The 25,066-nt window shown below is 70.2% G+C and carries 20 protein-coding genes; 11 read left to right on the top strand and 9 right to left on the bottom strand.

Translation table 11 applies throughout. The features are described 5' to 3' along the window. Window positions 1-56: 56 nt before the first annotated feature. Both B2W79_RS05645 and B2W79_RS05640 read right to left on the bottom strand, forming a co-directional pair. The gene (locus B2W79_RS05645; RefSeq protein ID WP_071327940.1) at window positions 57-1,490 is read right to left on the bottom strand and encodes a sigma-70 family RNA polymerase sigma factor; all 1,434 of its coding nucleotides are present in this window, start codon (window positions 1,488-1,490) and stop codon (window positions 57-59) included. A gap of 117 nt (window positions 1,491-1,607) precedes the next feature. After that, complete coding sequence (locus B2W79_RS05640) at window positions 1,608-3,203, bottom strand: DUF5979 domain-containing protein (RefSeq protein WP_292787769.1); 1,596 nt, start codon at window positions 3,201-3,203, stop codon at window positions 1,608-1,610. A gap of 525 nt (window positions 3,204-3,728) precedes the next feature. On the opposite strand from B2W79_RS05640, the gene B2W79_RS05635 reads away from it, so the two are divergent. The 4 genes from B2W79_RS05635 to B2W79_RS05620 all read left to right on the top strand — a co-directional run bounded on the left by B2W79_RS05635 (window position 3,729) and on the right by B2W79_RS05620 (window position 7,992). Further along, window positions 3,729-4,466 carry an SGNH/GDSL hydrolase family protein gene (locus B2W79_RS05635; RefSeq protein WP_071327942.1) on the top strand — a complete coding sequence of 246 codons (738 nt, stop codon included), beginning with the start codon at window positions 3,729-3,731 and terminating at the stop codon, window positions 4,464-4,466. A gap of 97 nt (window positions 4,467-4,563) precedes the next feature. Then, complete coding sequence (locus B2W79_RS05630; protein ID WP_292787767.1) at window positions 4,564-5,304, top strand: peptidase E; 741 nt, start codon at window positions 4,564-4,566, stop codon at window positions 5,302-5,304. Beyond that, window positions 5,301-6,656: an anaerobic C4-dicarboxylate transporter family protein gene (locus B2W79_RS05625; protein ID WP_292787765.1), complete on the top strand. Its 1,356-nt coding sequence runs from the start codon at window positions 5,301-5,303 to the stop codon at window positions 6,654-6,656. Before B2W79_RS05630 ends, B2W79_RS05625 begins: the two co-directional genes overlap by 4 nt. A 1-nt stretch (window position 6,657) precedes the next feature. Then, on the top strand, window positions 6,658-7,992 hold the full coding sequence (locus B2W79_RS05620; RefSeq protein WP_071327944.1) for a threonine/serine ThrE exporter family protein: 1,335 nt from the start codon (window positions 6,658-6,660) through the stop codon (window positions 7,990-7,992). Window positions 7,993-8,121: 129 nt separating this feature from the next. On the opposite strand, the gene B2W79_RS05615 is transcribed toward B2W79_RS05620, so the two are convergent. Together B2W79_RS05615 and B2W79_RS05610 are read right to left on the bottom strand one after the other, a co-directional pair. Further along, the gene (locus tag B2W79_RS05615; protein WP_292787763.1) at window positions 8,122-8,715 is read right to left on the bottom strand and encodes a DUF305 domain-containing protein; all 594 of its coding nucleotides are present in this window, start codon (window positions 8,713-8,715) and stop codon (window positions 8,122-8,124) included. Between the two features lie 66 nt (window positions 8,716-8,781). After that, window positions 8,782-9,177 (bottom strand): DUF6153 family protein, encoded by a 396-nt coding sequence (locus B2W79_RS05610; RefSeq protein ID WP_071327946.1) that lies wholly within the window; start codon window positions 9,175-9,177, stop codon window positions 8,782-8,784. A gap of 168 nt (window positions 9,178-9,345) precedes the next feature. Here B2W79_RS05610 and B2W79_RS05605 point away from each other — a divergent pair, with 168 nt between their 5' ends. Both B2W79_RS05605 and B2W79_RS05600 read left to right on the top strand, forming a co-directional pair. Continuing rightward, a complete protein-coding gene (locus B2W79_RS05605; protein WP_292787762.1) occupies window positions 9,346-10,914 on the top strand; it encodes a hypothetical protein in 1,569 nt (522 codons plus the stop codon). 230 nt (window positions 10,915-11,144) lie between these two features. After that, complete coding sequence (locus B2W79_RS05600; protein WP_313391171.1) at window positions 11,145-11,888, top strand: LuxR C-terminal-related transcriptional regulator; 744 nt, start codon at window positions 11,145-11,147, stop codon at window positions 11,886-11,888. A gap of 50 nt (window positions 11,889-11,938) precedes the next feature. On the opposite strand, the gene B2W79_RS05595 is transcribed toward B2W79_RS05600, so the two are convergent. Further along, window positions 11,939-17,137 (bottom strand): isopeptide-forming domain-containing fimbrial protein, encoded by a 5,199-nt coding sequence (locus B2W79_RS05595; RefSeq protein WP_292787760.1) that lies wholly within the window; start codon window positions 17,135-17,137, stop codon window positions 11,939-11,941. Between the two features lie 195 nt (window positions 17,138-17,332). On the opposite strand from B2W79_RS05595, the gene B2W79_RS05590 reads away from it, so the two are divergent. From B2W79_RS05590 to B2W79_RS05570, 5 genes are all read left to right on the top strand, one after another. Next, window positions 17,333-18,181 carry a LysM peptidoglycan-binding domain-containing protein gene (locus tag B2W79_RS05590; protein ID WP_292787758.1) on the top strand — a complete coding sequence of 283 codons (849 nt, stop codon included), beginning with the start codon at window positions 17,333-17,335 and terminating at the stop codon, window positions 18,179-18,181. A 213-nt stretch (window positions 18,182-18,394) separates the two neighbouring features. Next, a complete protein-coding gene (locus tag B2W79_RS05585; protein WP_071327950.1) occupies window positions 18,395-18,739 on the top strand; it encodes a PadR family transcriptional regulator in 345 nt (114 codons plus the stop codon). 1 nt (window position 18,740) lies between these two features. Further along, window positions 18,741-19,109, top strand: coding sequence for a DUF1048 domain-containing protein (locus B2W79_RS05580; RefSeq protein WP_071327951.1), 369 nt, complete (start codon window positions 18,741-18,743; stop codon window positions 19,107-19,109). Next, window positions 19,106-19,879, top strand: coding sequence for an ABC transporter ATP-binding protein (locus B2W79_RS05575; RefSeq protein ID WP_292787755.1), 774 nt, complete (start codon window positions 19,106-19,108; stop codon window positions 19,877-19,879). The genes B2W79_RS05580 and B2W79_RS05575 overlap by 4 nt, the downstream gene beginning before the upstream one ends. Continuing rightward, window positions 19,876-20,643: an ABC transporter permease gene (locus B2W79_RS05570; protein ID WP_102208519.1), complete on the top strand. Its 768-nt coding sequence runs from the start codon at window positions 19,876-19,878 to the stop codon at window positions 20,641-20,643. Before B2W79_RS05575 ends, B2W79_RS05570 begins: the two co-directional genes overlap by 4 nt. A gap of 136 nt (window positions 20,644-20,779) precedes the next feature. Here the strand turns inward: B2W79_RS05570 and B2W79_RS05565 are convergent, their stop codons facing one another. The 4 genes from B2W79_RS05565 to B2W79_RS05550 all read right to left on the bottom strand — a co-directional run bounded on the left by B2W79_RS05565 (window position 20,780) and on the right by B2W79_RS05550 (window position 25,005). Beyond that, window positions 20,780-22,255, bottom strand: a complete 1,476-nt coding sequence (locus tag B2W79_RS05565) for a lipase maturation factor family protein (RefSeq protein WP_292787752.1) — start codon at window positions 22,253-22,255, stop codon at window positions 20,780-20,782. Window positions 22,256-22,311: 56 nt separating this feature from the next. Beyond that, window positions 22,312-23,289, bottom strand: coding sequence for a choloylglycine hydrolase (bsh, locus tag B2W79_RS05560; RefSeq protein ID WP_349680461.1), 978 nt, complete (start codon window positions 23,287-23,289; stop codon window positions 22,312-22,314). A gap of 147 nt (window positions 23,290-23,436) precedes the next feature. Continuing rightward, window positions 23,437-23,703, bottom strand: coding sequence for a hypothetical protein (locus B2W79_RS05555; RefSeq protein WP_292787748.1), 267 nt, complete (start codon window positions 23,701-23,703; stop codon window positions 23,437-23,439). Window positions 23,704-24,096: 393 nt separating this feature from the next. Further along, window positions 24,097-25,005 (bottom strand): glycine betaine ABC transporter substrate-binding protein, encoded by a 909-nt coding sequence (locus B2W79_RS05550; RefSeq protein ID WP_292787746.1) that lies wholly within the window; start codon window positions 25,003-25,005, stop codon window positions 24,097-24,099. Window positions 25,006-25,066 lie beyond the last annotated feature (61 nt).

Raw genomic sequence — 25,066 nt, 5'->3', positions numbered from 1 at the left:
ATGGCGAACCCTTATGGGACAGCACTGCGCGGGGGTTATTACGCGCGGTCCAAAATTCAATCCACGATGACCACCTCAGCTATCGCGCCCCCGGAGACTCCGGCGATGTTGGACTGCGCGAAACTCAGGGTCACCGCGGTCCCTGCCGGGACCGGGTAGGCGTCGACCTCGAAGCTCGCCTGCCACCGTTCGTTCGCCGCGCAGGTTCCCGCCGCGAGCGTGGCGCCGTACGCGGACACCGTCAGGTCGGCGCCCGCCTCGCAGGCCACGGTGACAGACAGGAGCTTGGTGCGTGAGACCTGGCCCGGGACGGAGATGAGGACCGGCGGACTCGGCACGGTCGCCTCAGGAACCGGGTCCGGCGCCGGCTCCGGATCCGGATTCGCCGGAGGCTCCGCCGGGGCGGGCGGCTCGGATTCCACCGGAGGCTTCGTCGTCTCGACGGGCGTCGCCACCGGGGCGGGGGCCGCCGAGGGCGATGCCGTCGGGGTCGGCACGGTCCACGTCACGACCTGACGGGCGGCGGGGGTCGCGTCCACCGCGGTGCCGCCAACGACGGTGGCGACGACGCTCGCTGCCAGCGTCGTCGTGGCGACCGCGGTCACGATGGCGACAGTGGCCTTCGCCGCGGCGATGCCCGCGACCGGGGCAGCGATCGCGGGCGGCAGCGGTGCGGCGCTGGCGGAGAGTCCCGCCGAGGTCAACGACTGCCAGATCTGCGCGCCCACCCCCACGGCGATGCCGGCGGGGAACAGGACCGACAACATGCGCGAACTGGCGTGACGGGCTTCGTCAGCCTTCGCGCGGCACTCGGCGCACTCGTCGAGGTGGGCGTGCACGCGAGCGGTGTCTCGAGGGGTGAGTCGCTGGCGGGCGTGCGCGCCCAGCTTCCCCATCGTCCACTGGCACTCTCGCGATGCCGGCGGACGGCTGGCGACGTGCGCGGTGATCCAGGCCTGCCGGAGCCCCTCTCTGGCCCGGAAGGCGAGGACCGCGGCGGCTCGCTCGCTGATGTCGAGGCGCTTGCCGATCTCGTGCATCGAGAGGTGCTCGACCTCGCCGAACCACAGCACGTCCTGCCAGCGCTCCGGCAGGGCCAGGATGGCCTGGGAGACGAGGGAGGCGTCGAAGTCGGCGTCCGCGGCGGCGTCGGTGCTGTTCGGATCCTCCACTGCCTCGATGTACTCGATCGGCACTTCGCGACGGGCACGCCCCCAGCTGATGGCGAGGTTGCGCATGGTGGCGAACAGGTACGGCTTGAACGCGGCCGTCGGACCCTTCCCTGCCTGGATCGCCTGGTAGATGCGGGTGAACGACTCCGCGACGAGGTCGTCGGCATCGGCCGACCACCAGTAGCTGCGCGCCACAGCCGCGGCCGCGGGTGCGTACCGCTCCCACAGTTCCGCATAGGCCTGCTCGTCCCCCCCACGGACGCGGTCCAGCAGATCGGCATCGCGTTCCCTCTCTTCGTCTCTGCGTTCGTCGCTCATGGTGTTCCCTTCCCCCAGGGCATCAGTCGGCGAGGTGACAGACCTCGCCCGTGCGTTCTCGCGCCGATGCGGGGTGCGGCCGACAGACATCGGCAGCACCCCGCACGGCACGTGCGATCAGTGGTTGCCGCGGCGTGCGCGTCGCGCGGCCGCCAGTGCACCCCCCATCCCCAGCAGCAGCACCCCGGCGACCAGACCCGTGACCGCGATCTCGCCACCGGTCGACGCCAGCGATCTGCCCGGAGTTCCCGGCGTGGTGGGCGTCGTCGGAGTGCCCGGCGTCGGCGGCGTGGTCGGAGCGCCCGGCGTCGGCGGCGTGGTCGGAGTGCCCGGCGTCGGCGGCGTGCTCGGCGTCGGCGGCGGCACGACGGACACCGGGTTCTGCACACTCACGGCGACGGTCTCGTTCCCTACCGTGAACCGCTCCGGGCTGATCGTCGGCGTCCCCCAGGCGATGCCGGCCACCGACTCGGGCGCGCGCTCGCGGACCGTGACCTCCGCACCGACCGGCAGCGCCGGGCTCGTCACCGACGATCCCGCCTCGAGCGTGAGCACCCCGGACCCCGCCGGGAAGCCCCGGCCCGCCGGATACGCGTACTCCAGCACGTACCGGGTCTCGGCAGGGATCCGCTCGGTCGCGGCCGCCTCACCGGCGAGGGTCTTCAGCGCCGTGAACCGCCCGACCCGCGTGCCGTTCCCCGTCCCCGAGCCGCCGTGGCGGGTGACCTCTGACGTGACCGTCGACGAGGTCTCGGTGCCGACCCGGATCTCGGCGGCGTTGCGGTAGCTGCCGGCTGCGCCGTCGTCGGTCACGCGCGAGAGGTAGTGCACGTTGTAGAAGGCCCCCTCGCGCGCGGTGAAGGTCACGGTGGTGCCGTCCGCGGAGACGGTGTAATCGGAGGCCGGGACCTCGGTGATCGGCCCCGGCACGACCAGGCCGCTGGGGAGCGTCTCCAGGCCGGTGGCCACCCAGAGCGACGGGTAGCGCTCGCCGGCGGCGGATTCGCGCAGGAGCTCCTGATCCGGACCGATGACGTCGGTGACGACGACCTCTTGACCCGCGACCATGCCCTTCGCTCCCGCACCGACGGCGACGTCCCAGGCGATGGTGTCGGACGAGTTCTGATACTCCCCGCTCTTGAAGTTGGTCCGACCGCGGAAGTCGCAGTCCGTCGAGCAGGCGAAGGGGTCCGGTTTCACGTCCACGGCGGCCGTGACGTCGCCGAAGTCATAGGTGACCGTGGTGGTCTCCGTCACCTCGGTGGTCACGGTCACCCAGAAGGAGAAGCCCCCGGAGAGACCGACGGGGTGCTCCTGCAGGTACGTGCTGTCGATGTCGCAGACGAGCTGGGTGGCGGTCGCCACGCAGCTCCCCGCCTCCTGGTCATCGGCGTCGAGCAGCGGGAACGCGTCGGGCAGCCCGCGGAGATCCTCGGGGAGATCGACGACGAACCCGGCCGGTGCCACCGGGTTGTCCGGCAGGGACCAGGTGCCGGTGAGCTCGGCCTTGGTACCGCTCGCGACGGCCTTCTCCGTGAAGGCGAGCGACGACACCGCGGCGCTGGTCGTGTACGGCGGTGCCGCCGTCGCGACGACGGGCGCGAGCAGGGCTCCGACGATTCCTCCGACGATCGCGACGAAGGCCGCGACGCGGCGGGCGACGCGGCTCCTCCGTCCCGAGCGGGGTCGGACGGGTGGCAAATGGGTCAGCATGTGTTCCTCCGGTGACAGCCGCGCGCACGCGACGTGGGCACGGTCGAAGATGAGACACGGTGAAGCCCGGCGTACTACGCGGACTCCGCCGGATTGCGGATCTCGACGACGCACGCCGCGCGTCTCCACGCCGCACGGAGCGGCGCACCCTTGCTCGCGGCGATGCCGCGGAGCTCTCCCCCGGCCCGCAAGGTTCCCCTCCCTCAAACGGGCCGCGAACGACGGTACCCCTCATGCGGCGGGTCGCCGGTGTTCGCAGCCGCGCGTATATCGGCGTTCCGGAATGGGCCGACGGAACGTCTCCCGGACCGGGGATGTGCGGCGGGCCGGGGGAGCAGCCCGCCGCACGAGGGACTCGATTTCTCCACATCGTCTGGTTGGGGATTCGACGATGTCCTGGGCCGCGGATCCCGTCCGCGCTCACGTGCCCAGCCTCGCCCCTCGGGAAACAGGACGGGAACGATGCCAGGGCATTACGCCACCCTGTCCGGAAGCAGAGCGCTGGCGGCGGATAAGCTCTGAGACGTGCCGATCGCCCCCTCCGCCTCCTCCGCCACCGCGTCCGACGACCTGAGCCGCCTCGCCGCCGCCCTCCGCGACCCCGCACCGCTGAACTGGGTCATCACCGGCGACTCGATCACCCACGGTCTGGTGCACACCCAGGGTGGGCGCAGCTACCCGGAGCACCTCCACGAGCTGGTCCGAGGCGAGCTCGAGCGCGTCCGGGACATCGTCCTCAACACCGCGATCAGCGGCAACCGGATCGTCGACATCCTCGACGACTGGGAGCGTCGGGTCGCGGCCTGGCAGCCGGATGTCGTGACCCTCATGGTCGGCACCAACGACGCCTCCGACGGCGGACCGCGACCGGTCATCTCGCCAGAGGACTACGCCGCGTCTCTGCACGACTTCGTGCGCCGGGTACGCGGGCTCGGCGCCATCCCGGTGCTCCAGACGCCGCCCGCCATCGACGTCCGCAATGCGCCGGAGCGGGCGCGGATCGCCGACTTCGCCGAGGCCGTCCGCCGGGTCGCTTCCGCGGAGGACGTGATCCTCGTCGACCAGCACGCGCACTTCGCGGAGCTGGGGAACGGCGGCGTGCCGTGGGGCCTCATGAACGACCCGTTCCACCCCAGCGCGGTCGGGCACGCCGCCCTCGCTCTGGAGCTCGCCCGCGTGCTCGGCATCGCGCCGGAGGGCCCCCGCGCCCGTACGATCGCCCTTCTGGAAGGCATGGTGGGCACGGCCCGCATCTTCGGCTGAGAGGCCCGGATTCACCCGGCCAGGGTGACCGCTCTGGACGGCGGTTGCACCGCGACGCTAGTTTGAGCGCATTCGCACTCGACAGTGAGGTGGGGGCATGTCGCACATCGTCGCAACGGGGGCCGGCAAGGCCATGATGGAACGTCGGAACGATCCGACGCACGAGTACATCCTGAAGCTCACCGGCAAGGAGCGACCACGAGTCCTCTTCGTCGGCACCGCGACCGGCGACGACACCGCCTACATCGTGAGCTTCTACTCCACGTACGACTCCGACAGATGCGCGCCGCATCACCTGCCGCTCTTCCATCGGGCGGTCGACGACCTCGCCGGCTTCGTGAAGGGCTTCGACGTCATCCACGTCGGCGGGGGGAACACCGCCAACATGCTCGACGTCTGGAAGCGTCAGGGCCTCGATGAGATCATGCGCGAGACGTGGGAGGACCCCTCCTCGAACGTCGTGTTCACAGGCGGCAGCGCGGGCGGCATCTGCTGGTTCGAGGGCGGCACGACCGACAGCTATGGCCCCACCCTGCAGGTGCTCCCCGAGGGCCTCGGGTTCCTGCACGGCAGCTTCTGTCCGCATTACGACGCCGAGGACCAGCGCCGGCCGCTCTTCCACGCCTCGCTCCTCAGCGGCGAGCTGTCCACCGGCTATGCGGTGGGCAATCTGCAGTCGCTCCACTTCGAGAACGGCGAGTTCGTCACCGCGGTCAGCCCGGTCGAGAACGCACTGGCGCTGAAGGTCGAGGCGGTCGACGGGGAGATCGTCGAGACCGAGCTGCCCGTGCAGATCCTCTCCGGATCGGCACCGATCGTGAAGGGGCCGTCGTCGTGAACGACAACGTCTGGATCCTCGTCGCCGAGCTCATCGTCGTCGTCCTGGCGATCTTCATGGGCACCCGCACGAGCGGGATCGGCCTGGGCGTGTGGGGCCTCGTCGGCGTCGCGGTGCTCGTGTTCGTGTTCGGGGAGGCCCCCGGCAACGCCCCGGTCGACGCCGTGTTCATCGTCATCACGGTCATCACCGCCGCCTCGACCATGCAGGCCGCCGGCGGCATCGACTGGATGGTGTCGGTGGCGGCGAAGGTCATCCGCAAACGGCCGAAGTCCGTCGTCTTCCTCGCACCGGCGATGTCGTTCCTCTTCACGGTCGGCGCGGGGACCGGAAACATCTTCTACCCGCTGCTGCCGGTGATCTACGACGTCTCCTACCAGCAGAAGATCCGGCCGGAGCGGGCGCTGTCGGTCTCGGCCGTCGCCTCGCAGGTCGGCATCCTCTGCTCGCCGGTCTCCGCGGCCACCGCCTCGATGGTCGTGCTGCTGGCGCCGCAGGGCGTCGACCTCGGCGGTCTGCTCCTCATCATGTGGCCGGCATCGATCGCGGGCCTCCTCGTCGCCGCGCTGGTCATGATGCGTCACGGCAAGGACCTCGAGGACGACCCGGAGTACCAGAAGCGCCTGGCGGAGGGACAGATCAAGCCGCCCACCGTCGACGCGCACGAGAACAAACTCCCGCCGACCGCCGTGCTGTCGGCCTCGCTGTTCCTCGCCGGCGTCGCGGTGATCGTGTTCTTCGGCCTGTTCGAGAACCTCCGTCCGGTCATCGGCACCGACGACAACGGCGATCCGCGGCGCCTGAGCGTCACGGTGATCATCGAGGTCGTCATGGGCATCATCGCCGCGCTGATCTTCGTGTTCTGCAAGGTGAAGGCCGCCGACGTGCCGAAGCAGTCCACGTTCCCCGCGGGCATCGTCGGCGCCATCGCCCTGTTCGGCATCGCGTGGCTCGCCAACACGTTCGTCGCCGCGAACCAGACCCTCATCGTCGACGGGCTGGGGTCGGTCGTGTCCGGTTCGTCCGCCTTCCTCGGGGCCCTGCTGTTCGCACTGGCGCTCTTCGCGGTCGCCATGCTCACGACCAGCCAATCGAGCGCCACGAACGCGATCGTCCCGATCGGCATCACGATCGGTCTGCCCGCCTCCCTGCTGGTGGGACTGTGGCCGGCGGCGATGGGCATCTACACGCTGCCCGCCAACGGCAGCCAGGTGGCGACCGTCGCGTTCGACCAGACCGGGACGACGAAGATGGGCAAGTTCGTCTTCGATCACTCGTTCCAGCTGCCGAACCTCGTCTACGTCGGTACGGCCATCGTCGTCGGGGTGGCACTGTCGTTCCTGTTCACGTGACATGACCGACGTCGTCGACCGGTCGGCGCTGCGACAGTTCCTGCTGGGACTGGCTCAGGGCATGAACGCGTCGGCGGAGTCCGTCGACCGCATCCGGGACACGATCGCCGAGGTCGCCACGGCATCGGGCGGCGACGGCGCCGACTTCGTCGTCCTGCCGACCATCATCATCGTGGAGACGGGGGATGCGGAGGAGCAGCGGGTCGCGTTCCGTTCGGCCACGAACGCCTCGTTCCGCTTCGATCAGATCGCCGCGCTGTACGACCTCATCGCGCAGGCCAAGACCGGCGAGGTCGACCCGCTCGACGGCATCCGCCGGCTGAACGAGATCGGCGCGATGCGTCCGCGCCTCGGCTGGTTCACCCGGACGCTCGGCCATGCCATCCTCACGACCGGCCTGGCCCTCCTGCTCGCACCGACCTGGCAGGGCGCGCTCGTCGCCTTCGTGCTCGGGTTCGGGATCGGTCTGCTCAAACTCGTGCGCTCCCCCACCCTGCAGCTCGTCATGCCCATCGCCGCGGCCTTCGTGTGCGCGGCTGCGGTGTTCCTCCTCGCGGAGGTCATCGAGATCGGCGACCCGATCCGGCTGCTGATCGCCCCACTGGTCACCTTCCTCCCCGGCGGCGTGCTCACCACGGCGACGGTCGAGCTCGCAGCGGGCCAGATGATCTCCGGCGCGTCCCGCCTCATCTACGGGTTCGTGCAGCTCGCGCTCCTCGCCTTCGGCATCCTCGCCGCGGGGGCTGTGGTGGGCGTCTCGAGCGATTCGTACGAAGCCCTCGACGCCTCCTCGTCGTACCTCCCCTGGTGGGTGCCGCTGCTCGGCATCCTCGTGTTCGCGCTCGGCAACTACCTGCACTTCTCCTCCCCGCCGTCCACGTTCGGGTGGGTGCTGCTCGCCCTGGTCGTCGCGTACCTCGGCCAGTGGGCGGGAACCGAGTTCATCGACCCGGCGGTCGGCGGCTTCGTCGGTGCGGTCGCCGTCACCCCGGTCGTGTTCTGGATCGCCGGGCTGCGTCACGGAGCCCCGTCGCAGCTCACGTTCCTCCCGGCCTTCTGGCTGCTGGTGCCCGGAGCCGCCGGGCTGGTGGGGCTCACCGAGGCGGTGGCGACCGACAACGGCCTCGCCGACTTCACCGCGGCCCTCGTCTCCGTCATGTCGATCGCGCTCGGAGTGCTCATCGGCACGGCGCTCTACCGCGTCGTGCACCATGGCGCGGAGGAGTTCGTCCAGTTCGCCGTCGCCCCGCCGCCCGCGGAGGACGAGGAGCCCGCCCCGACGCTGTGGCACCGCCTGTCTGCCCCGCTGCGCCGCCTGCGCCGCCCCCGTCGCTAGCGGTAGACCTCGCGACGGTGGCCGGCGTGCACGACGTGGTGCGAAACGTACAGAGCAGCGCGGAAAGGACAGATCGCGGACGGGCGATGGGCCCCGCGCCGCGGAGGCGACGCGGGGCCCGGTGCCGGATCAGAGCGTGGCGAGGATCTCCTTCATCTCCGCGATCTCGGCGGTCTGCGCGTCGACGATGTCCTGCGCGAGGGCGACGGCGTCGGCGTTCTCGCCGTCCGCCACCTCCGCCTCGGCCATCTCGACCGCGCCCTCGTGGTGCGCGATCATCTGCTCCAGGAACAGCCGGGATGCCTCCGGGCCCGCGGCGGCCTCCAGCGCGGTGAGGTCGTCGTCGCTCATCATGCCGTCGCCGTGATCCATGTCGGCGGGGTCGCCCGCCTCGGCCCCCCAGTCGTCGAGCCAGCCCTGCATCTGCTCGATCTCCGGGCCCTGAGCGGCCTTGATACGTTCCGCGAGGTCGGCGACCCGGGGGTCGACGTCGTCCTTCGCGAGCACGATGTCGGACATCTCGACGGCCTGCTCGTGGTGGACGATCATCATGGATGCGAACATCGCGTCGGCCTCGTTCGCTCCGGTCAGCGGGGCGTCCGAGGTCGAGTGATCCATGCCGGAATGGTCGGCCGGCCCGGCAGGTGCGGTCGAGGCGCACCCGACGAGGGCGAGGGTTCCGGCCAGCACGAGGGCAGCGGCGGCAGTGGTTCGATTCGTCATTTCTCTCTCATCTCTGTCTGTCGGAAGGGCGTCCGCGGACACGGAGCCCGGGCGCATCGGCGCCGATCAGGTCCGACTGATGCAGAGGACGTGGAGCGAGGGCGGACGAAGGGGGGCGGCGGCCGCCTCCGCGGGCGAGCGGAGAACGCGGAGGAGAGGTCCGGTCAGGGCACTGCGTGCGGGACGGAGCAGCACGAGCAGCCCGCCGAGCAGCGCGAGGACGCAGGCCGCGCCGCCATCGCCCGCGGGGTCTCCGGGCGCGACAGCCGTCTCGGCGCCACCTGCGGCGTGCGCCGACGACCCCGACGGGTTCTCGGGGGCCATGACCGCGTGGCCTGCCATCGCGTGCGCTCCGGCCGTGCCATGGGTGTCGAGCGCATGCATGCCGAGGAGTCCGAGCACGACGCCGCCCACGAGGACGACGACGAGCAGCGCCCCCTGGAGCACGCGACGACCGGCCATGTGCTCATGGTACCCCGTAGGGGTATGCAGATCTCGATGCCGGCTCCGCGGGAGGCCCCCGCACGCAGGACACGGGCCGGGCGGACGGGGGCGTCGCGCCGGAACGGCAGCGCGGTGTGCGCGGCCGCGACCAGGCATACGCGGGGGTTGGATATCGTAGGGGTGGGGATGCGTACCTGGGGAGGGACGATGCCGGCTTTCGGCGCGCAAGGGGACAAGAGGTTGCCGCGGGTTTCCGCGCACGTCATCGGACGTCCGCGGGTGAACGCCGCGCTGGACGACGGAGCTCCGCTCACGCTGCTGCGCGGAGCCGCGGGCTCCGGGAAGACCACCGTCCTGGTGGGCTGGGCCTTCACGTCCGCCGACCGCGTCGTGTGGCTCACAGTCACGCCCGCGCTGGCGACGAGCGCGGCCCTCGCCGCCGCTCTGCTGCGGGTGCTGAGCGGCGCGGGCGAGGCCGTCGGCAGCCCTCACCCCGCCCCGGACGTCGGAGAGGGGTGGTCCGCCGTCGCCCAGTACCTGTGCGACCACGAGGAGCCTCTCGTCGTCGTGCTCGACGACGCCGCCGCACTCGACCGGGATGCGGTCTTCGACCTGTGCCGCACGGTCGCCGTCCCGGCGCACGTCCGCCTGATCGTCGCCACGAACCGCCCCAGCCCGTTCGACAGCGACGGGATCGCCCTCGTTCTCGACACCGCTCTGATCTCTCCGGAGGACCTCGCCTTCGACACGGATGAGATCCGCCGCGCGCTCGACGTCGATGAGGACACGGCCGTCGCCGTGCGCGAGACCACCGGCGGGTTCGCGGCGGTCATCCGTGCCGTCGCCCTCCGCGGCCGTGTCCCCGACGACACGGCGATCGCGGAGGTCGCGACGGCGGCGGTCGACGACTACCTCCGCAGCCGCATGGAGGAGGGCACCTTCGGCGCCGGCGTCCTCGAGGGCCTGATCCGGATCAGCATCACGGACACGGTGGATCTGCCGTTGGCGCAGGCTCTGAGCAGTGATCCGAACATCGGTGCCGCCCTCGACGAGGCCGAGGCGTTCGGCTTCGGCCGGTGGTCGACGGAATCCGGGCGTGGGACCTTCATGATCGCCGCGCCGGCTCGCGCCCTTCTGCGCCGCGATCTCCTGGAGCGCTTCCCGGCCGAGATCCGCCTGCTCCGGCGCCTCGCGATCGAGGGTGCGCTGCGGCGCGACGACCCCTTCGAGGGGCTCCGCCTGGCGATGGAGGAGGACGACCTCCACCTCGCCGCCCACGTCATCATGTCGGGCTGGAGCCACCTTCTGGATCACGACGGTCGCCGGGTCGTGGCGCTGCTGGGCGACCTGCCCCTCGCGCGGCTCAAGCAGGAGCCGCTGGTGGCGATGCTGCTGGGCATCTGCCTCAACGCCAACCGACTCCGACGGGTACGCGGCCTGCAGCTGCTGCGGATGGCGATCTCCGCCGCGAACGCCCGGCGGAGCGCCTGTTCATCTGGACCGCCGAGAGCGCGGCGCTGCGGGTGGTCGGGATGCCCGAGCGGGCCGGGCAGGTCGCAGCCCGCGCGCTGGCGGTGTACACGGAGACCTCGGAGTCGCAGTGGCAGCAGTACGCGATCGAGATGCCGCTGCTGTGCACGCACCTCGGGATCTCGCTGTACTACGGCGGTCGCCGGGAGCAGGCCCTCCGCCTCTTCGACGAGGCCGCTGCGCTCGCCTCGTCCCAGGGCACGGGCAACGCCTTCCACGCCGTGAGCCTGCTCAGCGGGATCCACGCCCTCAACGGCGACCTGCCGGAGGCGCGGCACTACGTCGAGATCGTCCGGGACGGCTCGTGGGACCCCGCCCTGCTGGACGGGTACCGCGGCACGTTCTACCGCGTCGCGGAAGCGATACTCGCCGTGGAAGAGGGCGACCTCGCCACGGCCAAGCAGCACGTGCGCGCCTTCGAGCCGCACCGGGCGACGAGCGAGCACTGGACGACGATGGCGACCGTGGAAGCCTGGATCGCGCTGCACGACGGCGAGGCCGCCGGCGGACTGGAGCGGCTGGAGTCGTTCGCCCGGATGCGCGGGCGCGAGGCCGGGTCGACGTCGGCGCGCCAGGCACTGAGCCGCCCCCGCATCCTGCTGCACCTGGCGCTCGGCGATGTCCGTGCCGCGCGCGGCATCAAGCAGCGCGACGCCGGGACGGACCGGTTCGGCACCCTCCTGGAACGAGCCAGGATCGCCCTGATCGACGGTCGCGCTCCGGATGCGGTGCGGCTGCTCGCCGCCACGCGCCTCGAGCCGACGACCTCCCGCGAGCGCGCGGAGGCCGCGGCGGTGCACAGTGCGGCCCTCCACCGCGTCAGTCCCGCCGCCGCACAGGCCGTGACCGAGGCGCTGCACGCCCAGCTCGCCGACCGAGGTCTGCGCACTCCGCTGGCCCTGCTCGGCGCCGAGGACTTCGCCGCCGTCCGGGCCGACCTCGCTCCGGTCGGCGACCCGCCGCTGCCCATCCGCTCGGCGTTGCCCTCGTTCGCGGCGCGCCCGAAGCTCTCCTCGCGGGAGCAGGTGGTGCTGCATGCGCTCACGACCGGGGCGCCGCTGCCCGAGATCGCCGCGGAGCTGCGGGTCTCGCCGAACACCCTGAAGACGCAGCTCCGCAGCATCTATCGCAAGCTCGACGCAGCCAACCGCACCGAAGCCCTGGAGCAGGCCGCCCGGCACGGCCTCCTCCCCGGATGACGAAGGCCCCGCCCGTCGGAGACGACGGGTGGGGCCTTCTGCCGGAACCGCTAGCTCTGCATGCGGCGTCGGCGCACCAGCAGCAGCACCGCGCCGCCGATCAGCAGGGCGATCGCGAGCCCGAGGATCCACGGGGCCAGCTGTCCGCCCGTGAGGGCGAGCGGCGTCAGCACCCGGTTCTCGGTCGTGCTCGTCGGCGGGGTGATCGTCTCACCGCCGGGAGGCGTGGCCGAGGCGGTGGCCACGTTCCGCAGCGTCGCCCCCGCCGCGTCGGCGTGCACGATCACCGCGTAGGTGATCACGACGCGCTCCCCTTCGGCAAGGCTGCCGGTCCAGCGCAGCGTCGTGCCGTCGATCGTCGGCGCGGCCACCGCACGGTCACCCACCGTGGCGGTCGCCGTTCCGCGGAGGTCGGCATGCCGCAGCACTCCGGTCAGGTCGTCCGTGACGACGACCTCGTCCAGACCCGTCTCGCCGGTGTTGGTGCCGGTGAGGGTGTACGTCACGACGCTACCCGTCGCGACGGCGGAGCCGGACGCGGGGTCGGACGACTTGAGGAACGTGAAGCCCGGGGTGCCGACGGGGTTCTCCGTCGTCACCGGCGGCGGGGTCAGCTCGGCGCCGCCGGGAGGCGTGGCCGTGCCCTCGACGGTGTTCGCGATGATCGCACCGCCGGCGTCGCCGTGCACGGTCACCGAGTAGGTGATCGTGACACGCTGGCCGACCGCGAGGTCACCGGCCCAGGTGAGCTCGTCGCCCGCGACCACGGGCTCAGGGGCGGTGCCGTCGCTCAGGGTCGCCGTCGCGTCGCCGTTGTAGGCGGCGTGGGCGAGCACGCCCGACAGGTCGTCGAGGATGCGGACCGGAGCCAGAGCCGTCTCGCCCGTGTTCACGCCGGTCACCGTGTAGGTGACGACGCTGCCCGGGTCGACCCGGGTGCCGGACGCGGGATCGGCGAACTTGCGCAGCTCGAAGCCGGGCTTGTTCACGGGATTCTCGGTCGTCGCCGGCGGCGTCTCGATCGGCGGCACCCCACCCGGCGGGGTCGCCGAGCCGGAGGCCGAGTTCTCGATGACGGCGCCGCCCGCATCCGCGCGCACGGTCACCGAGTACGTGATCGTGACGCTCTCACCGACCTGCAGCGCACCCGTCCAGGACAGCCGGTCCTCGACCACCGTCGGCGCGGTCGTCGCCGTGCCGCCGATCGTCGCCGTCGCGTCGTCGTTGAACTCCGCGTGCGCCAGGACACCGGAGAGGTCGTCGGCGATGGCGACGGGGTCGAGAGCCGTCTCGCCCGTGTTCACACCGGTCACCGTGTAAGTGAGGACGCTGCCCGGGTCGACCGCCGTGCCCGCAGCCGGGTCGACGCGCTTCGAGACAGAGAATCCGGGCTCGTTGACCGGGTTGGTCGTGACACCGGGCGGCGGCGTGATCGTCGATCCTCCCGGCGGGGTCGCCGTCGCGGACGCCGCGTTCTCGATCACGGTGCCGACGCCGTCGGCGCTCACGGTCACGGAGTAGGTGACGGTCACGGTCTGGCCGACCGCGAGCGCCCCCGTCCACGACAGCTCGGTGCCGTCGAGGGTCACCGGAGCCGCAGCGGCACCCGCGATGCTCGCCACGGCGTCCGCGTTGAACGTCGCGTACGGCAGCACACCCGACAGGTCGTCGGTGATCGTCACCGGGTCGAGCGCGGTCTGGCCGGTGTTGGCGGCCGTCAGCGTGTAGGTGAGCACGTCACCCGGGTCGACAGCGGTACCGGCGGCGGGGTCGACCGTCTTGGCGAAGCTGAAGCCGGGCTCGTTCACGGGGTGCTCCGTGCTCGACGGCGGCGGCGTGATCGGCGTGCCGGGGGTGGTGGGACTCTCGGGGTCGCTCGGGTCGGCGGGGATCAGCGGGGTCGCCTCTCCGGTCGCCGTGTTCGCGATGGTCTCGCCGCCGGCGGTGGGATCGACAGTCACCGAGTAGGTGATCACGACGTCCTGGCCGGGGCGCAGCACGCCGTTCCACGAGAGGGCGCCGTCGGCCACGCGGACGTCGCCGCGGGTGGCGGACACGTCGTCGTTGTACGACGCGTGGGCCAGCGCCGCGCGCAGGTCGTCACCGATCTCGACCGGGTCGAGGACGGTGTCGCCCGTGTTGCGGCCGGTCACGGTGTAGGTGATCACGCTGCCGGGGTCGACGCGCGTGCCCGTCGCCGGGTCGGCCGTCTTGGTGACGGTGAACCCGGGGGTCGCGACGGGGTGCTCCGTCGTCGCCGGCGGGGTCTCGACCGGGGTGCCCGGCGTGGTGGGGCTCTCCGGTTCGGTCGGGTCGGTCGGGATCAGCGGGGTGCCCTCACCGGACACCGTGTTGCGGAGCAGCACGCCGGTCGCATCCTCGTCCACGGTCACCGTGTAGGTGATGTCGACGCGGTCGCCGGGGGCGAGCGTCCCGGTCCAGGTGAGCGTCGTGCCGGAGAGCGCGACGGATCCGGCCGAGGCCTTCGCGTCGCCGCCGTACTCCGCGTTCGCGAGGACGGCCGAGAGGTCGTCGACGATCGTCGCGGGGTCGAGGACGGTGTTGCCGGTGTTGACGCCCGAGACCGTGTAGGTGATCGTGTCACCCGCGCGGACGGCGGTGCCGGAGGCCGGGTCGGCCGACTTCGAGACCTCGAAGCCGGTGTCGACGACGGGGTGCTCCGTCTCCGCCGTCGGCGGGACGATCGGGGTCCCCGGGGTCTTCGCACCGGAGGGATCGGCGGGGTCGGTCGGGATCTGCGGCGTGGCCGATCCGGTGACGACGTTGTGCAGCAGGGCCTTCTCGACACCCGCGTCCACCGTCACCGTGTAGCGGATCGTGACCGCTTCCCCGCGCGGGATGGCGCCGGTCCAGGTCAGGGTGGCGTCGGCGACCCGCACGGAGCCGCGGTCGGCCGTGGCGTCGTCGTTGTAGCCGGCGGAGCCGAGCACGCCGGACAGGTCGTCAACGATCTCCGCGGGATCGAGGTCGGTGTCGCCCGTGTTGGTGCCGGTGATCGTGTAGGTGATCGTGTCGCCCGCGGACACGGCCGTGCCGGAGGCGGGGTCGGCCGACTTCGAGATGGTGAAGCCCGAGCCGATCACGGGGTGCTCGGTGGTGACCGTCGGCGGGACGATCGGCTCACCGGGAACCTGCGGCCCGGTCGGGTCGCCCGGGTTCGGGGTAGTCGGCGTGCCCGTTCCGGTCACGCTGTTGCGCAGGATCTCGCCGGACGTGTCGTCGCCCACCGTCACCGAGTACGTGATCGTCACGGTCTGTCCGGGCTGGAGCGTTCCGGTCCAGCCGAGGGCGTTGCCGGTGAGGGTCGCGCCGCCCGTGGTGACGGCGGTGCCGCCGACCGTGGTCGTGATGTCGTCGTTGAAGGCAGCGTTCGCGAGCACACCGGAGAGGTCGTCGGTGACGGTCACCGGGTCGAGGACGGTCGCCCCGGTGTTCGTGCCGGTGACGGTGTACTCGATGGTCTGGCCCGGCTCCACCACGGTGCCCGATGCGGGATCGGAGGTCTTCGCGACCTCGAAGCCGGCGACGGGGTGCTCGGTGGTGACGGCCGGAGGGGTGATCGGAGGCAGTCCCCCGGGCGGCGTGCCGGATGCGGTGACGCGGTTCGCGATGCGCTCGCCCTCCACACCATCGTCGACGACGACGGAGTAGGTGATCGTGAGCACCTGACCGGGCTCGAGGGCGCCGGTCCAGGCCAGGTCGTCGCCCGAGACGGTGGCGGCGCCGGACGACACCGGGTCGCCGTCGATCGCCGTGGCCACGTCGCCCTGGTATTCGGCGAACGCGCGCACGCCGGACAGGTCGTCGGTCACGGTGACCGGATCGAGGCGGGTGTTGCCGGTGTTCTCGGCCTGCACCGTGTAGGTCAGTCGCTGGCCGGCCTGCACGGCAGTGCCGTCGGCGGGGTCGGACGTCTTGCGGAGCGCGAGGTCCGGCGCGAGGCGGACGTTCGTGTACGTGCACGTGACGTCGGTGCCGAGCGGGCCGGCCGGCTGGGTGACCTGTCCGTCGGCGGTGACGGCCACCGGGGTGGTCGAGCCGTCGGCGTTCACCTGCCGGCAGACGAGTGACGCGTCGTACTTCGTGAGGTCGGTCGAGCCCGCCGCCGATTCGGAGAGCCGGAAGGTGTCCCCCTGGTTCGTGAAGACGGGGCCGGCGTAGTCCGGCTGCAGACCGGAGCGGTCGCCGCGGGTGACGGCGTCGGTCTGCGCGACCTGGTAGCCGGCCGGCGACTGCACCCGGAGGCCGAACTGATCGGTCGCCGCGTGACGGCCCTCGGGGAGGTCCTTCTTCAGCGTCAGCGTGTTCGGGAACGTGCAGCTCGCCATATCGGTCGGCGAGAACGTGCCCAGCTGGGTCGTGTTGACCGTCTGCCCGCGCGGCAGGTCGACCTCGATGATGCGGTTGCCGCCGCCGGAGACCGACACGAAGATGTGGCCGAGGTTTCCGAAGGCGATGCCGTTGCCCTGCACCCCGGCACCCATGTCGTGCACCTGCTTGGCGTCGATCGTCGCGGTGCTGGGTTCGAGCGTGGCCGGGAGGTCGGAGGAGTAGATGAAGTTGTCGGCGACGAGCACGAGCTGACCGGAGGCGCTGAAGGCCATGTCGCCGTTGGCCCCGAACGCACTGCTGCCCGCGGTCGGACGGAGGGTTCCGACCTGCACGTAGTCCTGCGGCGTGACCTTCTCGTTCCACGCGTAGAGGTTGATGGCGCCGTTCACCGTGCCGCTGGCGAAGTAGTAGACGCCGGTCACGGGGTGCACGGCACCGCGCAGCACCGAGGAGTTCAGCGTGAACGTCGTCTGCGCGGTCGTGTCGGTGACGCGGTCGTGCTTGGCCAGCGTCTTGGTACCGGCGGCGTTGGTGACCGTGTAGGCGTACCGCCCGGTCGACGAGAGCCCGAGGGCGTTGTTGGAGTGGTTCGTGCCGAGGTTGATGGAGCCGAGCGTGCCGCCGTCGCCGGGGGCACCCCCCTGCTCGTTCACGGCGAACTCGCGCACCTCGGTGGCGCTCTGCACGTACACCGCTCCGGGCGTGCAGAGGAACGGCTCGGCCGCGGCGGCGGGTGCGGCGGTCAGCGCCCCACCGACGACGACCATCGACGACGCGACGAGCGCCGTGCTCACGACACCGCCGATCAGCCTCTTCGTCCGGCCCCGCCGGCGGCTGTGCCGCTCCGGCGGAAGGACATCGGACGTGCGGTCCTTGCGGGCAACACGGAATCCCATGACTGCTCTCCCCATTCATCGCGTTCCGGCACGCATCCGCGCACACGGAAGCCCCCGCCCCCTCAGGCGACCGCCGAGCACCCTTCGGGCAGGGTGGACTCGGTCCGGGCCTCCGCCAGCCTGCCCGGCCGCCACGGAGCCCTCCGGCCATCTCCGGGGAATTCACCCCTCCTTTTCACCCCGGGCGGCGTGCGGATGCCCCTGACCTTCACGACCACTCCGGGCCTCCTCCCCCTCTGGTGCTCGGCACGCTTCGATGCCATGCTGACCGGGATGAAGCGCTCCACCACGATCACCGCCGCCGTCGTCGCCGTCGCCGTCGCCGGCCTGGTCGTCGCGGCCGCTCCTGTCGTGGTCAGCGCCGCGTCCGCCGTGTTCGACGTCACCTCGTGGGCGTCGGAGCGCTTCGCCGCCGCACCGTCCCCGACCCCCACCCAGGCGGCCCTGAAAGCCGAGGGCACGACCGAGGACGACCTCGTCGACCTGGGTGACGGCATCAGCGTGCCCGCCGGCGGACCGGGGGACTGCTCCACCAAAGCGTTCATCAACATCGGCAGCGACGACGGCTCCGCGCATCATGCGAAGCTTCTCGGCGAGCTCGTGGACATGGGCGCGTCGGAACTGGCGCGCGGTCCCGTCACTCTTGATGCGGACGGGCGGATCTTCTCCTACGAGGTCCAGTCCGGCGACAGTCTGATCGCGATCGGCGAGCGCTTCTGCGTCGATTACGTCACTGTCGGCAGCTTCAACCATGTGCGCGGCTTCGAGCCGATCGCCCCCGGCGACGTCCTCTACCTCCGCCCGGACCCGGCTCTTCCGTTCGTCGACATCTACTCGCCGTACAACGCCCCGCCCGGCTCGTCCACCATCCCGTACTACGACGGCGTCGCCGCGTTCTCGACCGCCGTCGCCACCGCTGACCTGGGTGCCGCGCGGTGGCTGTGGCAACGCCTGGAGAAGGACATGCCCCCGGAGACGGCTGCCGTGATCACCCAGGCCCTCCACGACGACGACCTCCCCCTGCTCCGCCGCCTCTTCCCCTAAACCCCCTCCGTCCCGCCGAGACCCCGGATTGTCGTCGACACCCCGGGGCCTTCGCGTCTGCAGCCCGGGGTCTCGCCGCGTACCCGGGGTCTCAGCGAGAAAGAGGGATGAGGAAGTTCAGTATTCGGTGTTGCTAAGTACCGGTACTCAGTGTTACTTTGTACCGGTACCCAGCAACACTGAGTACCAAACCGAGAACGAGAGGAGGGGACGATGGGCAAGCAGATGACCGAGATGCTCAAGGGCACCCTGGAGGGCATCGTGCTGGCCCTCCTCGCCGAGCAGCCGGCCTACGGATACGAGATCACCAGCCGGCTGCGCGAGCACGGCTTCACCGACACCGCCGAGGGCACCGTCTACGCCCTGCTGGTCAGGATCGAGCAGAAGAAGCTCGTCGACGTCGAGAAGGTGCCGAGCGAGAAGGGCCCGCCCCGCAAGGTGTACACCCTCAACCCGCAGGGCCGCCAGGAGCTGGAGGAGTTCTGGACGACCTGGGACTTCCTCCGCACGCACATCGAACGACTGCACACCACGAACACCACGAACAAGGAGAACTGATATGGCCGCCAAGTGGATCGAAGCGCTCACCGGATCGCTCGAGCAGAAGAAGCAGTACAAGCAGGCGAAGGCGCGGATCGAGGCTCTGCCGGAGCCGTACCGCACGGTCGCCAACGCCCAGTACCGGTACTACCTGTACTACGGCGGCATCACCGACGGCGACACCATCGTGACGATGTTCCTCGACCTCGCCGACCTCTGGGAGCGCGCCGCCCTCGACGGCACGCCGGTCAGCGCGATCGTGGGCGACGACCCCGTCGAGTACGCCGAGGAGTACGCCCGCGCCTACGGGGGGACGCAGTGGATCGACAAGGAGCGCGCCCGCCTCATCAAGGCGTTCGACGACGCGAAGAAGAAGGAGGAATCATGACGACGCCAGCCCTCTCGGTGCACGGCATCGAGAAGTCGTACAAGGATCTGCACGTGCTGCGCGGCGTCGACTTCGAGGTGGAGCGGGGATCGATCTTCGCCCTCCTCGGGTCGAACGGCGCGGGCAAGACCACCATGGTGCGCATCCTCTCCACGCTGCTGAGGGCCGACGCGGGCACGGCGACGGTGCAGGGCATCGACGTCGCGGCGAACCCGGTCGGAGTGCGCGAGCGCATCAGCCTCACCGGACAGTTCGCCGCGGTCGACGAGATCCTCACCGGACGCGAGAACCTGGTGCTGGTCGCGAAGCTGCGGCATCTCCCCGACGCCGGTGCGGTGGCCGATCGGCTCCTCGCGCGTTTCCGCCTCACCGACGCCGGGGGCCGCAAGGTCGGCACCTACTCCGGCGGGATGCGACGCCGGCTCGACATCGCGATGAGCCTGGTCGGCGACCCCGAGGTCATCTACCTCGACGAGCCGACCACGGGCCTCGACCCAGAGTCGCGCATCGAGGTGTGGGACGTCGTCAAGGACCTCGCGGGCAGCGGCACGACCGTGCTGCTCACCACGCAGTACCTCGACGAGGCGGAGCACCTGGCCGACCGCATCGCGATCCTGCACGAGGGCCGCATCATCGCGAACGACACCCTCGCCGGGCTCAAGCGCCTGCTTCCGGCCGCGAAGGTCGAGTACGTCGAGAAGCAGCCCACCCTCGAGGAGATCTTCCTCACCCTCATCGGCCCCTCATCCGGAAAGGAGAAGGCAGCATGACCACGCACTTCGCCGCCGACACGGCGACGCTCACCGGCCGCTCGATGCGGCACATCTTCCGCAGCCCCGACACGATCATCACCACCGCGGTCACCCCGATCGCCCTGATGCTCCTGTTCGTGTACGTCTTCGGCGGCGCGCTCCAGCAGAGCACCGGCGCCGAGAACTACGTGAACTACCTGCTGCCGGGCATCCTGCTCATCGCGATCGCGTCGGGCATCGCCTACACGGCGTTCCGACTGTTCACCGACATGCAGAGCGGCATCTTCGAGCGGTTCCACTCCATGCCGATCGCGCGGTCGAGCGTGCTGTGGGCCCACGTGCTGACGTCTCTCACGGCGAACGCCATCACCCTCGCGATCATCTTCGGCGTCGGATTCCTCATGGGCTTCCGCACCGGGGCGAGCGTCTGGGCCTGGCTCGGAGTGATCGGCATCCTGATGCTGTTCACACTGGCACTCACGTGGCTGGCGATCATCGCGGGCCTGAACGCCAAGACCGTCGACGGCGCGAGTGCCTTCTCGTATCCACTGATCTTCCTCCCGTTCATCAGCTCGGCGTTCGTGCCGACCGACACCATGCCGGCACCGGTGCAGTGGTTCGCGGAGAATCAGCCGGTGACCTCGATCGTCAACTCCATCCAGGCGCTGTTCGCGGGGGAGCCGGTCGGGTCCGACATCTGGATCGCTCTCGCCTGGTGCGTCGGGATCCTCGTGGTCGCCTACGTGTTCGCGATCATCTCGTACCGGAAGAAGGTCAGCTGATCGACGTCCAGCGAGACGGAACGCTCCGACCGGGGACTTCTCCCCGGCCGGGGCGTTTCGCCGCGCTCGGCGGCCGTTCGAATCGCCCGAATGGCTCCATCCGGCCGGGATGTGCCGCAAAGTGGGCGACTCGAAGTCAGCGGAGGCCGACCGGACCGAGCACCACGCGGCGACCGGTCCGGACCCAGACGGCGCCGTCGACACGGTGCTCGGCGCGGGTCGTGAAGCGGTAGCGGTACGACACGGCGCGCACCCATCGCGGCCGCTCCCCGTGGAAGGGGTCCACGCGCAGCATCCGCAGCGTCGGGGCATCCGCCTCCAGGAGCCGCACCAGGAACACGGAGAACCAGTCGTCCAGCGAGTGCCCGAGCGGCAGGAACCACATCAGCCAGTCCAGCCGCAGGTGATACGGGGCGAACTGCCGCGGGATCCGCCGCACGTCCCCCGGCTTCCCGCGGAACTCGTACTCGCGCCAGTGCCGGCCCTCCTCGTCGTCCGATCCCTCCACGACGATCTCGATCCGCTCCCGCGTGACCGTGCCGAAGGCTCCGTAGGCGTTGGCGAGCTGCCAGCGGTGGAAGCTCGCGTTCATGAGCTGTCGTCGCGCGAAGAGGTTGCGCACGGCGGGCACGCTCAGCACGACGAACAGCACCCCGACCGCCGAGGTCGTCATGACCCACCACAGCGGCATGCCCGACACCGTCCACGGCAGCGAGGTCTCCGGCACCCGCTCCGGAGCCCCGATGCCGGGGAGGCCGATCGCGGAGAACCCGAGCACGATCGTCGCCCAGTTCAGCCACGCGAAGTTCCCGGTGAGCACGAGCCACAGCTGCGTCGCGATCACGATGCCGGCCGCGACGGCACCGACGGCCTGCGGCACCGGACCGGGGAGCCAGAGGGACAGCAGCGGGGCGAAGAGGAAGAACGGCACGACGAGCTGCGCGACGTGGTTCCCGACGACCTCGAGCGTGTGGAACCACCGCGGCAGCAGATGCGCCTGGCGGCTCAGCGGCCCGGGCATCGGCTGGGTCTCGTGGTGGAAGGTCATCGCGGTGAGGTCGCGCCACTCGCGTCCGCCGCGGATCTTGATCATCCCGGCGCCGAACTCCAGCCGGAACAGCAGCCACCAGAACAGCACGATCACCACGGTCGGCGGCGGCTGGTCGTTCGAGCCGAGGAAGGCCGCGAGGAACCCCGCCTCCAGCAGCAGCATCTCCCACCCGAAGGAGTAGAACGTCTGCCCGATGCTCACTACCGACATGTAGCCGAACCACAGGGCGAGGAAGGCGAGCATCGGCACCCACGGCGGTCCGAGCTGTGACACCCCGACGATGAGCAGGGCGGCGATGACGATCCCCGCCCCGCACAGCGCGACCAGGCGCCGGTCCGTGTAGCGGACGCGGGTGAAGAGCGTGGGGTGCAGCAGCTTCCGGCACTCGCGCTTCTGCGCCACCCAGTCCAGCAGCACGGGCGCGGGCAGGAGCCCGTGCTCACCGAGGAGCGGGCGGAACTGGTTGAGCGTCGAGACGAACGCGACGAGGTACAGCGCCGCGATGCCCCGTTGCAGGACCTCACGGGCGAACCCGAAGTCGACCGCTGCGAACCCGTCCACGGCCACAGGCTACGCCGCGGCCGCCCGCCCGATGAGGGGGTTGCGCGGAGCGGAGATCAGTTCTGCATCGCGATCTGCTGCCCCTTCACGAGCGGGTACGCCGCGAGCTCGGAGCCGTCGAGGTCCTCCTTGTGCATGTCCACACCGGTGATCTGGCTGTTCTCGTAGGTCGTGTAGTAGTACACGCCCGTCGCGGTGTTGGCGCACGACGAGTAGATGGTGATCTCATACTTCTCCTCGTCGCCGACCTGCACGCACCCGCGCTGCTGGGCGACAGAGCCGAGGATCTGGAAGAACTGGCTGATCGACTCCGACTCCGACGTACCGCACACCGAGTTCATGCGCGTGAACACCGCCTTCACGAACCGGGACGACGACGACAGGTCTCCCGGCAGCCCGATCCCGCCCATGCCGCGACTGTAGAGGTCCAGCGGCACGTCCGCGGCGAACGTGTTCTCCGGCTGCCGCTTCGAGAGGTGCTGATAGTCGTTGAGCCGGAAGCTCTGGATGTCGAACGTGGGGTTGTTCGTGAGCACGCCCCACGGGTTGTCGTAGACCTTGAGGCCGCCGCGCACGCTCTCGACCGTGATCGATGCGCTCTTGTCGGCGATGATCCAGTGCAGTGGCGACAGCGGGAACTCCGGGCTGAAGTTGATGTCGACGAGACTCACCGACCGCAGGGCCTCCTTCACCTCGGCCACCGTCTCGAATTGTCCGAGGACCCAGGGGATGAACTCGAACGGCGTGACCTCGGTGTCCCCCGACCCCGGCGCCGGGTAGTGCGCGTTGTCCGGGAAGTTGAGCCCCGCCATGCCGAGCCCCTTCTCGTTGACCGCGTCGTAGTAGAGCGGGTAGCCGTCGGCGATCGTGGCGATCCCGATGATCGCGTGGTGCGTCGGCAACGACGGCAGCCGGTGGAACGGGAACGGGAAGTTCCGCGGTGTGACGGTCACGGTCTCGTTGTACGAGAACTCCAGATCGAGATTCCTCCCGAAGTAGTGGTCGGCCGTCGTGAAGCTCAGTCCTGTGCACATGGTCATACCCCCCCTGTCCGCGGGCCGGTCGACCCGCCGGTTCCGCGCCATGCTTCCACCTTCGGCACCGGAATGTAAGGGGGGTCACCCATGACGGAGGAGGGCCTCCCACTGTGGGAGACCCTCCTTCGAGACGTGCGACGGGTGTCAGATCTCGCTACCGGCTCCTCCCGACGACCGGACGAAAGCTCCGATCCACAATGCGACGTTCACTCCCGCGGCGATACAGAGGATCAGCGGCATCCACCCCGCAGCACTCGCTCCATCGACGAAGACCAGCAGAGCGAGGAGGGCGACTTCTGAGAGCATGAGCCCCCACAGCGTTACGTGCACCAATCGTGTATGGCGAAGGTCGGTCGACATCAAGGCGCCCGTGGACAAAACCATCAGCGCCGCTAACAACAGATTGGTCATGGTTTTCTCCACCGCAAGGAGACTCTTTCACGCTAATTGAGACGACGTCCGCGGCTTCCTCCGTGCCGTCGATTTCAGACGCGTTCGCTGCCACACCCCCGGAGGAAGCGAGCATGGCGACAATTACGACGCTCGCGATACCGACGCGCGGGAAGCGGTTCTGTCGATTCATCAGATACCTCTTCTTGTATCTAGTTCAACATCCCGCCTATACAGGACAGTACCCGGGCTGTCGTAGGCGCGCTGTCCCCCCTTCGGGGGACAGCGCAATCAGACCGGACGATCGGAATAGCTGAGCGCGACCACGACCGTGACCGCGAGCGAAAAGGGTCACCCATGACGGAGGAGGGCCTCCCGGTGCGGGAGACCCTCCTTCGAGACGTGCGACGGGTGTCAGCTGGTGACGGTCCAGTCGAACTGGTCGCCGTACTCCTCGAGCCACGCGTCGACCGCGTCGGCTTCCTTGCCCTCGCCGTACTCGTTGACCACGAGGTCCTCGAGCGCGCCGTACTGCTCGTCGTCGAGCTTGATCTTCTTGATCAGCTCGGCCGCCTCGGGGAACTCGTCCGCGAAACCGGTGGTGCCAAGGAAGTGCAGACCCTCGGCCTCGCCCATGGCGCCCTTCGGGTCTTCGAGGTCCTTCACGGGGAAGGCGTCGTTGGCCCAGAACGGACGCCACAGCGTGACGACGATGTCCTCCTTCTTGTCGGTCGCGGTCTTCAGCTCGGTGAGCATCGCCGCGGTCGACGAGGTGACGAGCTCGTACTCGCCGTCGAGGCCGTACTCGGGCATCATCTTCTGGGTCTGAGCGGTCAGGCCCGCACCCGGCTCAATGCCGTAGATCTTGCCGTCGAAGTCGGCGCCCTTGCCCGCGAGGTCCTCGATCGAGGTGAGCTCGGAGTACTCCGGCACCGCGAGGGTCAGCTTGGCGTTCTCGTAGTACGTGCCGAGGTCTTCGATGTCATCGCCGTACTTGTCCATGTAGGAGGCGTGGGTGAGCTCCGGCCACGCCGACGGGTACATGTCCACGTCGCCCTGCGCGAGCCCGGTGTAGAGCGGGCCGGCCTCGGTGAGCGTCTTCATCTCGACCGTGTAGCCGATCTTCTCGAGCTGGTCCTGCAGGAGGTAGGCGGTGCTGAGGCCGTCGGTCCAGGAGGGCAGGAACCCGAGGGTGATGGTGCCCTTGTCCTCGGCACCGTCACCGCCGCCGCTCGTGCCGCCGGCGCCGTCGCCGCTGCATCCGGCGAGGGTGAGCGCTGCGGCAGCCCCGAGGGCGGTGATGGTCAGGATCTTCTTCTTCATGTGACTCTCTCTCTTGCGTTCCGTATGTGATTCAGGAGGTGCGGACGAGGCCGCGGGACAG

The sequence above is a fragment of the Microbacterium sp. UBA7513 genome (assembly GCF_002478345.1).
Classification (GTDB): domain Bacteria; phylum Actinomycetota; class Actinomycetes; order Actinomycetales; family Microbacteriaceae; genus Microbacterium.
Note: the sequence above shows the minus strand (reverse complement) of the source record. Positions and strands in the feature narration are given on the sequence as shown.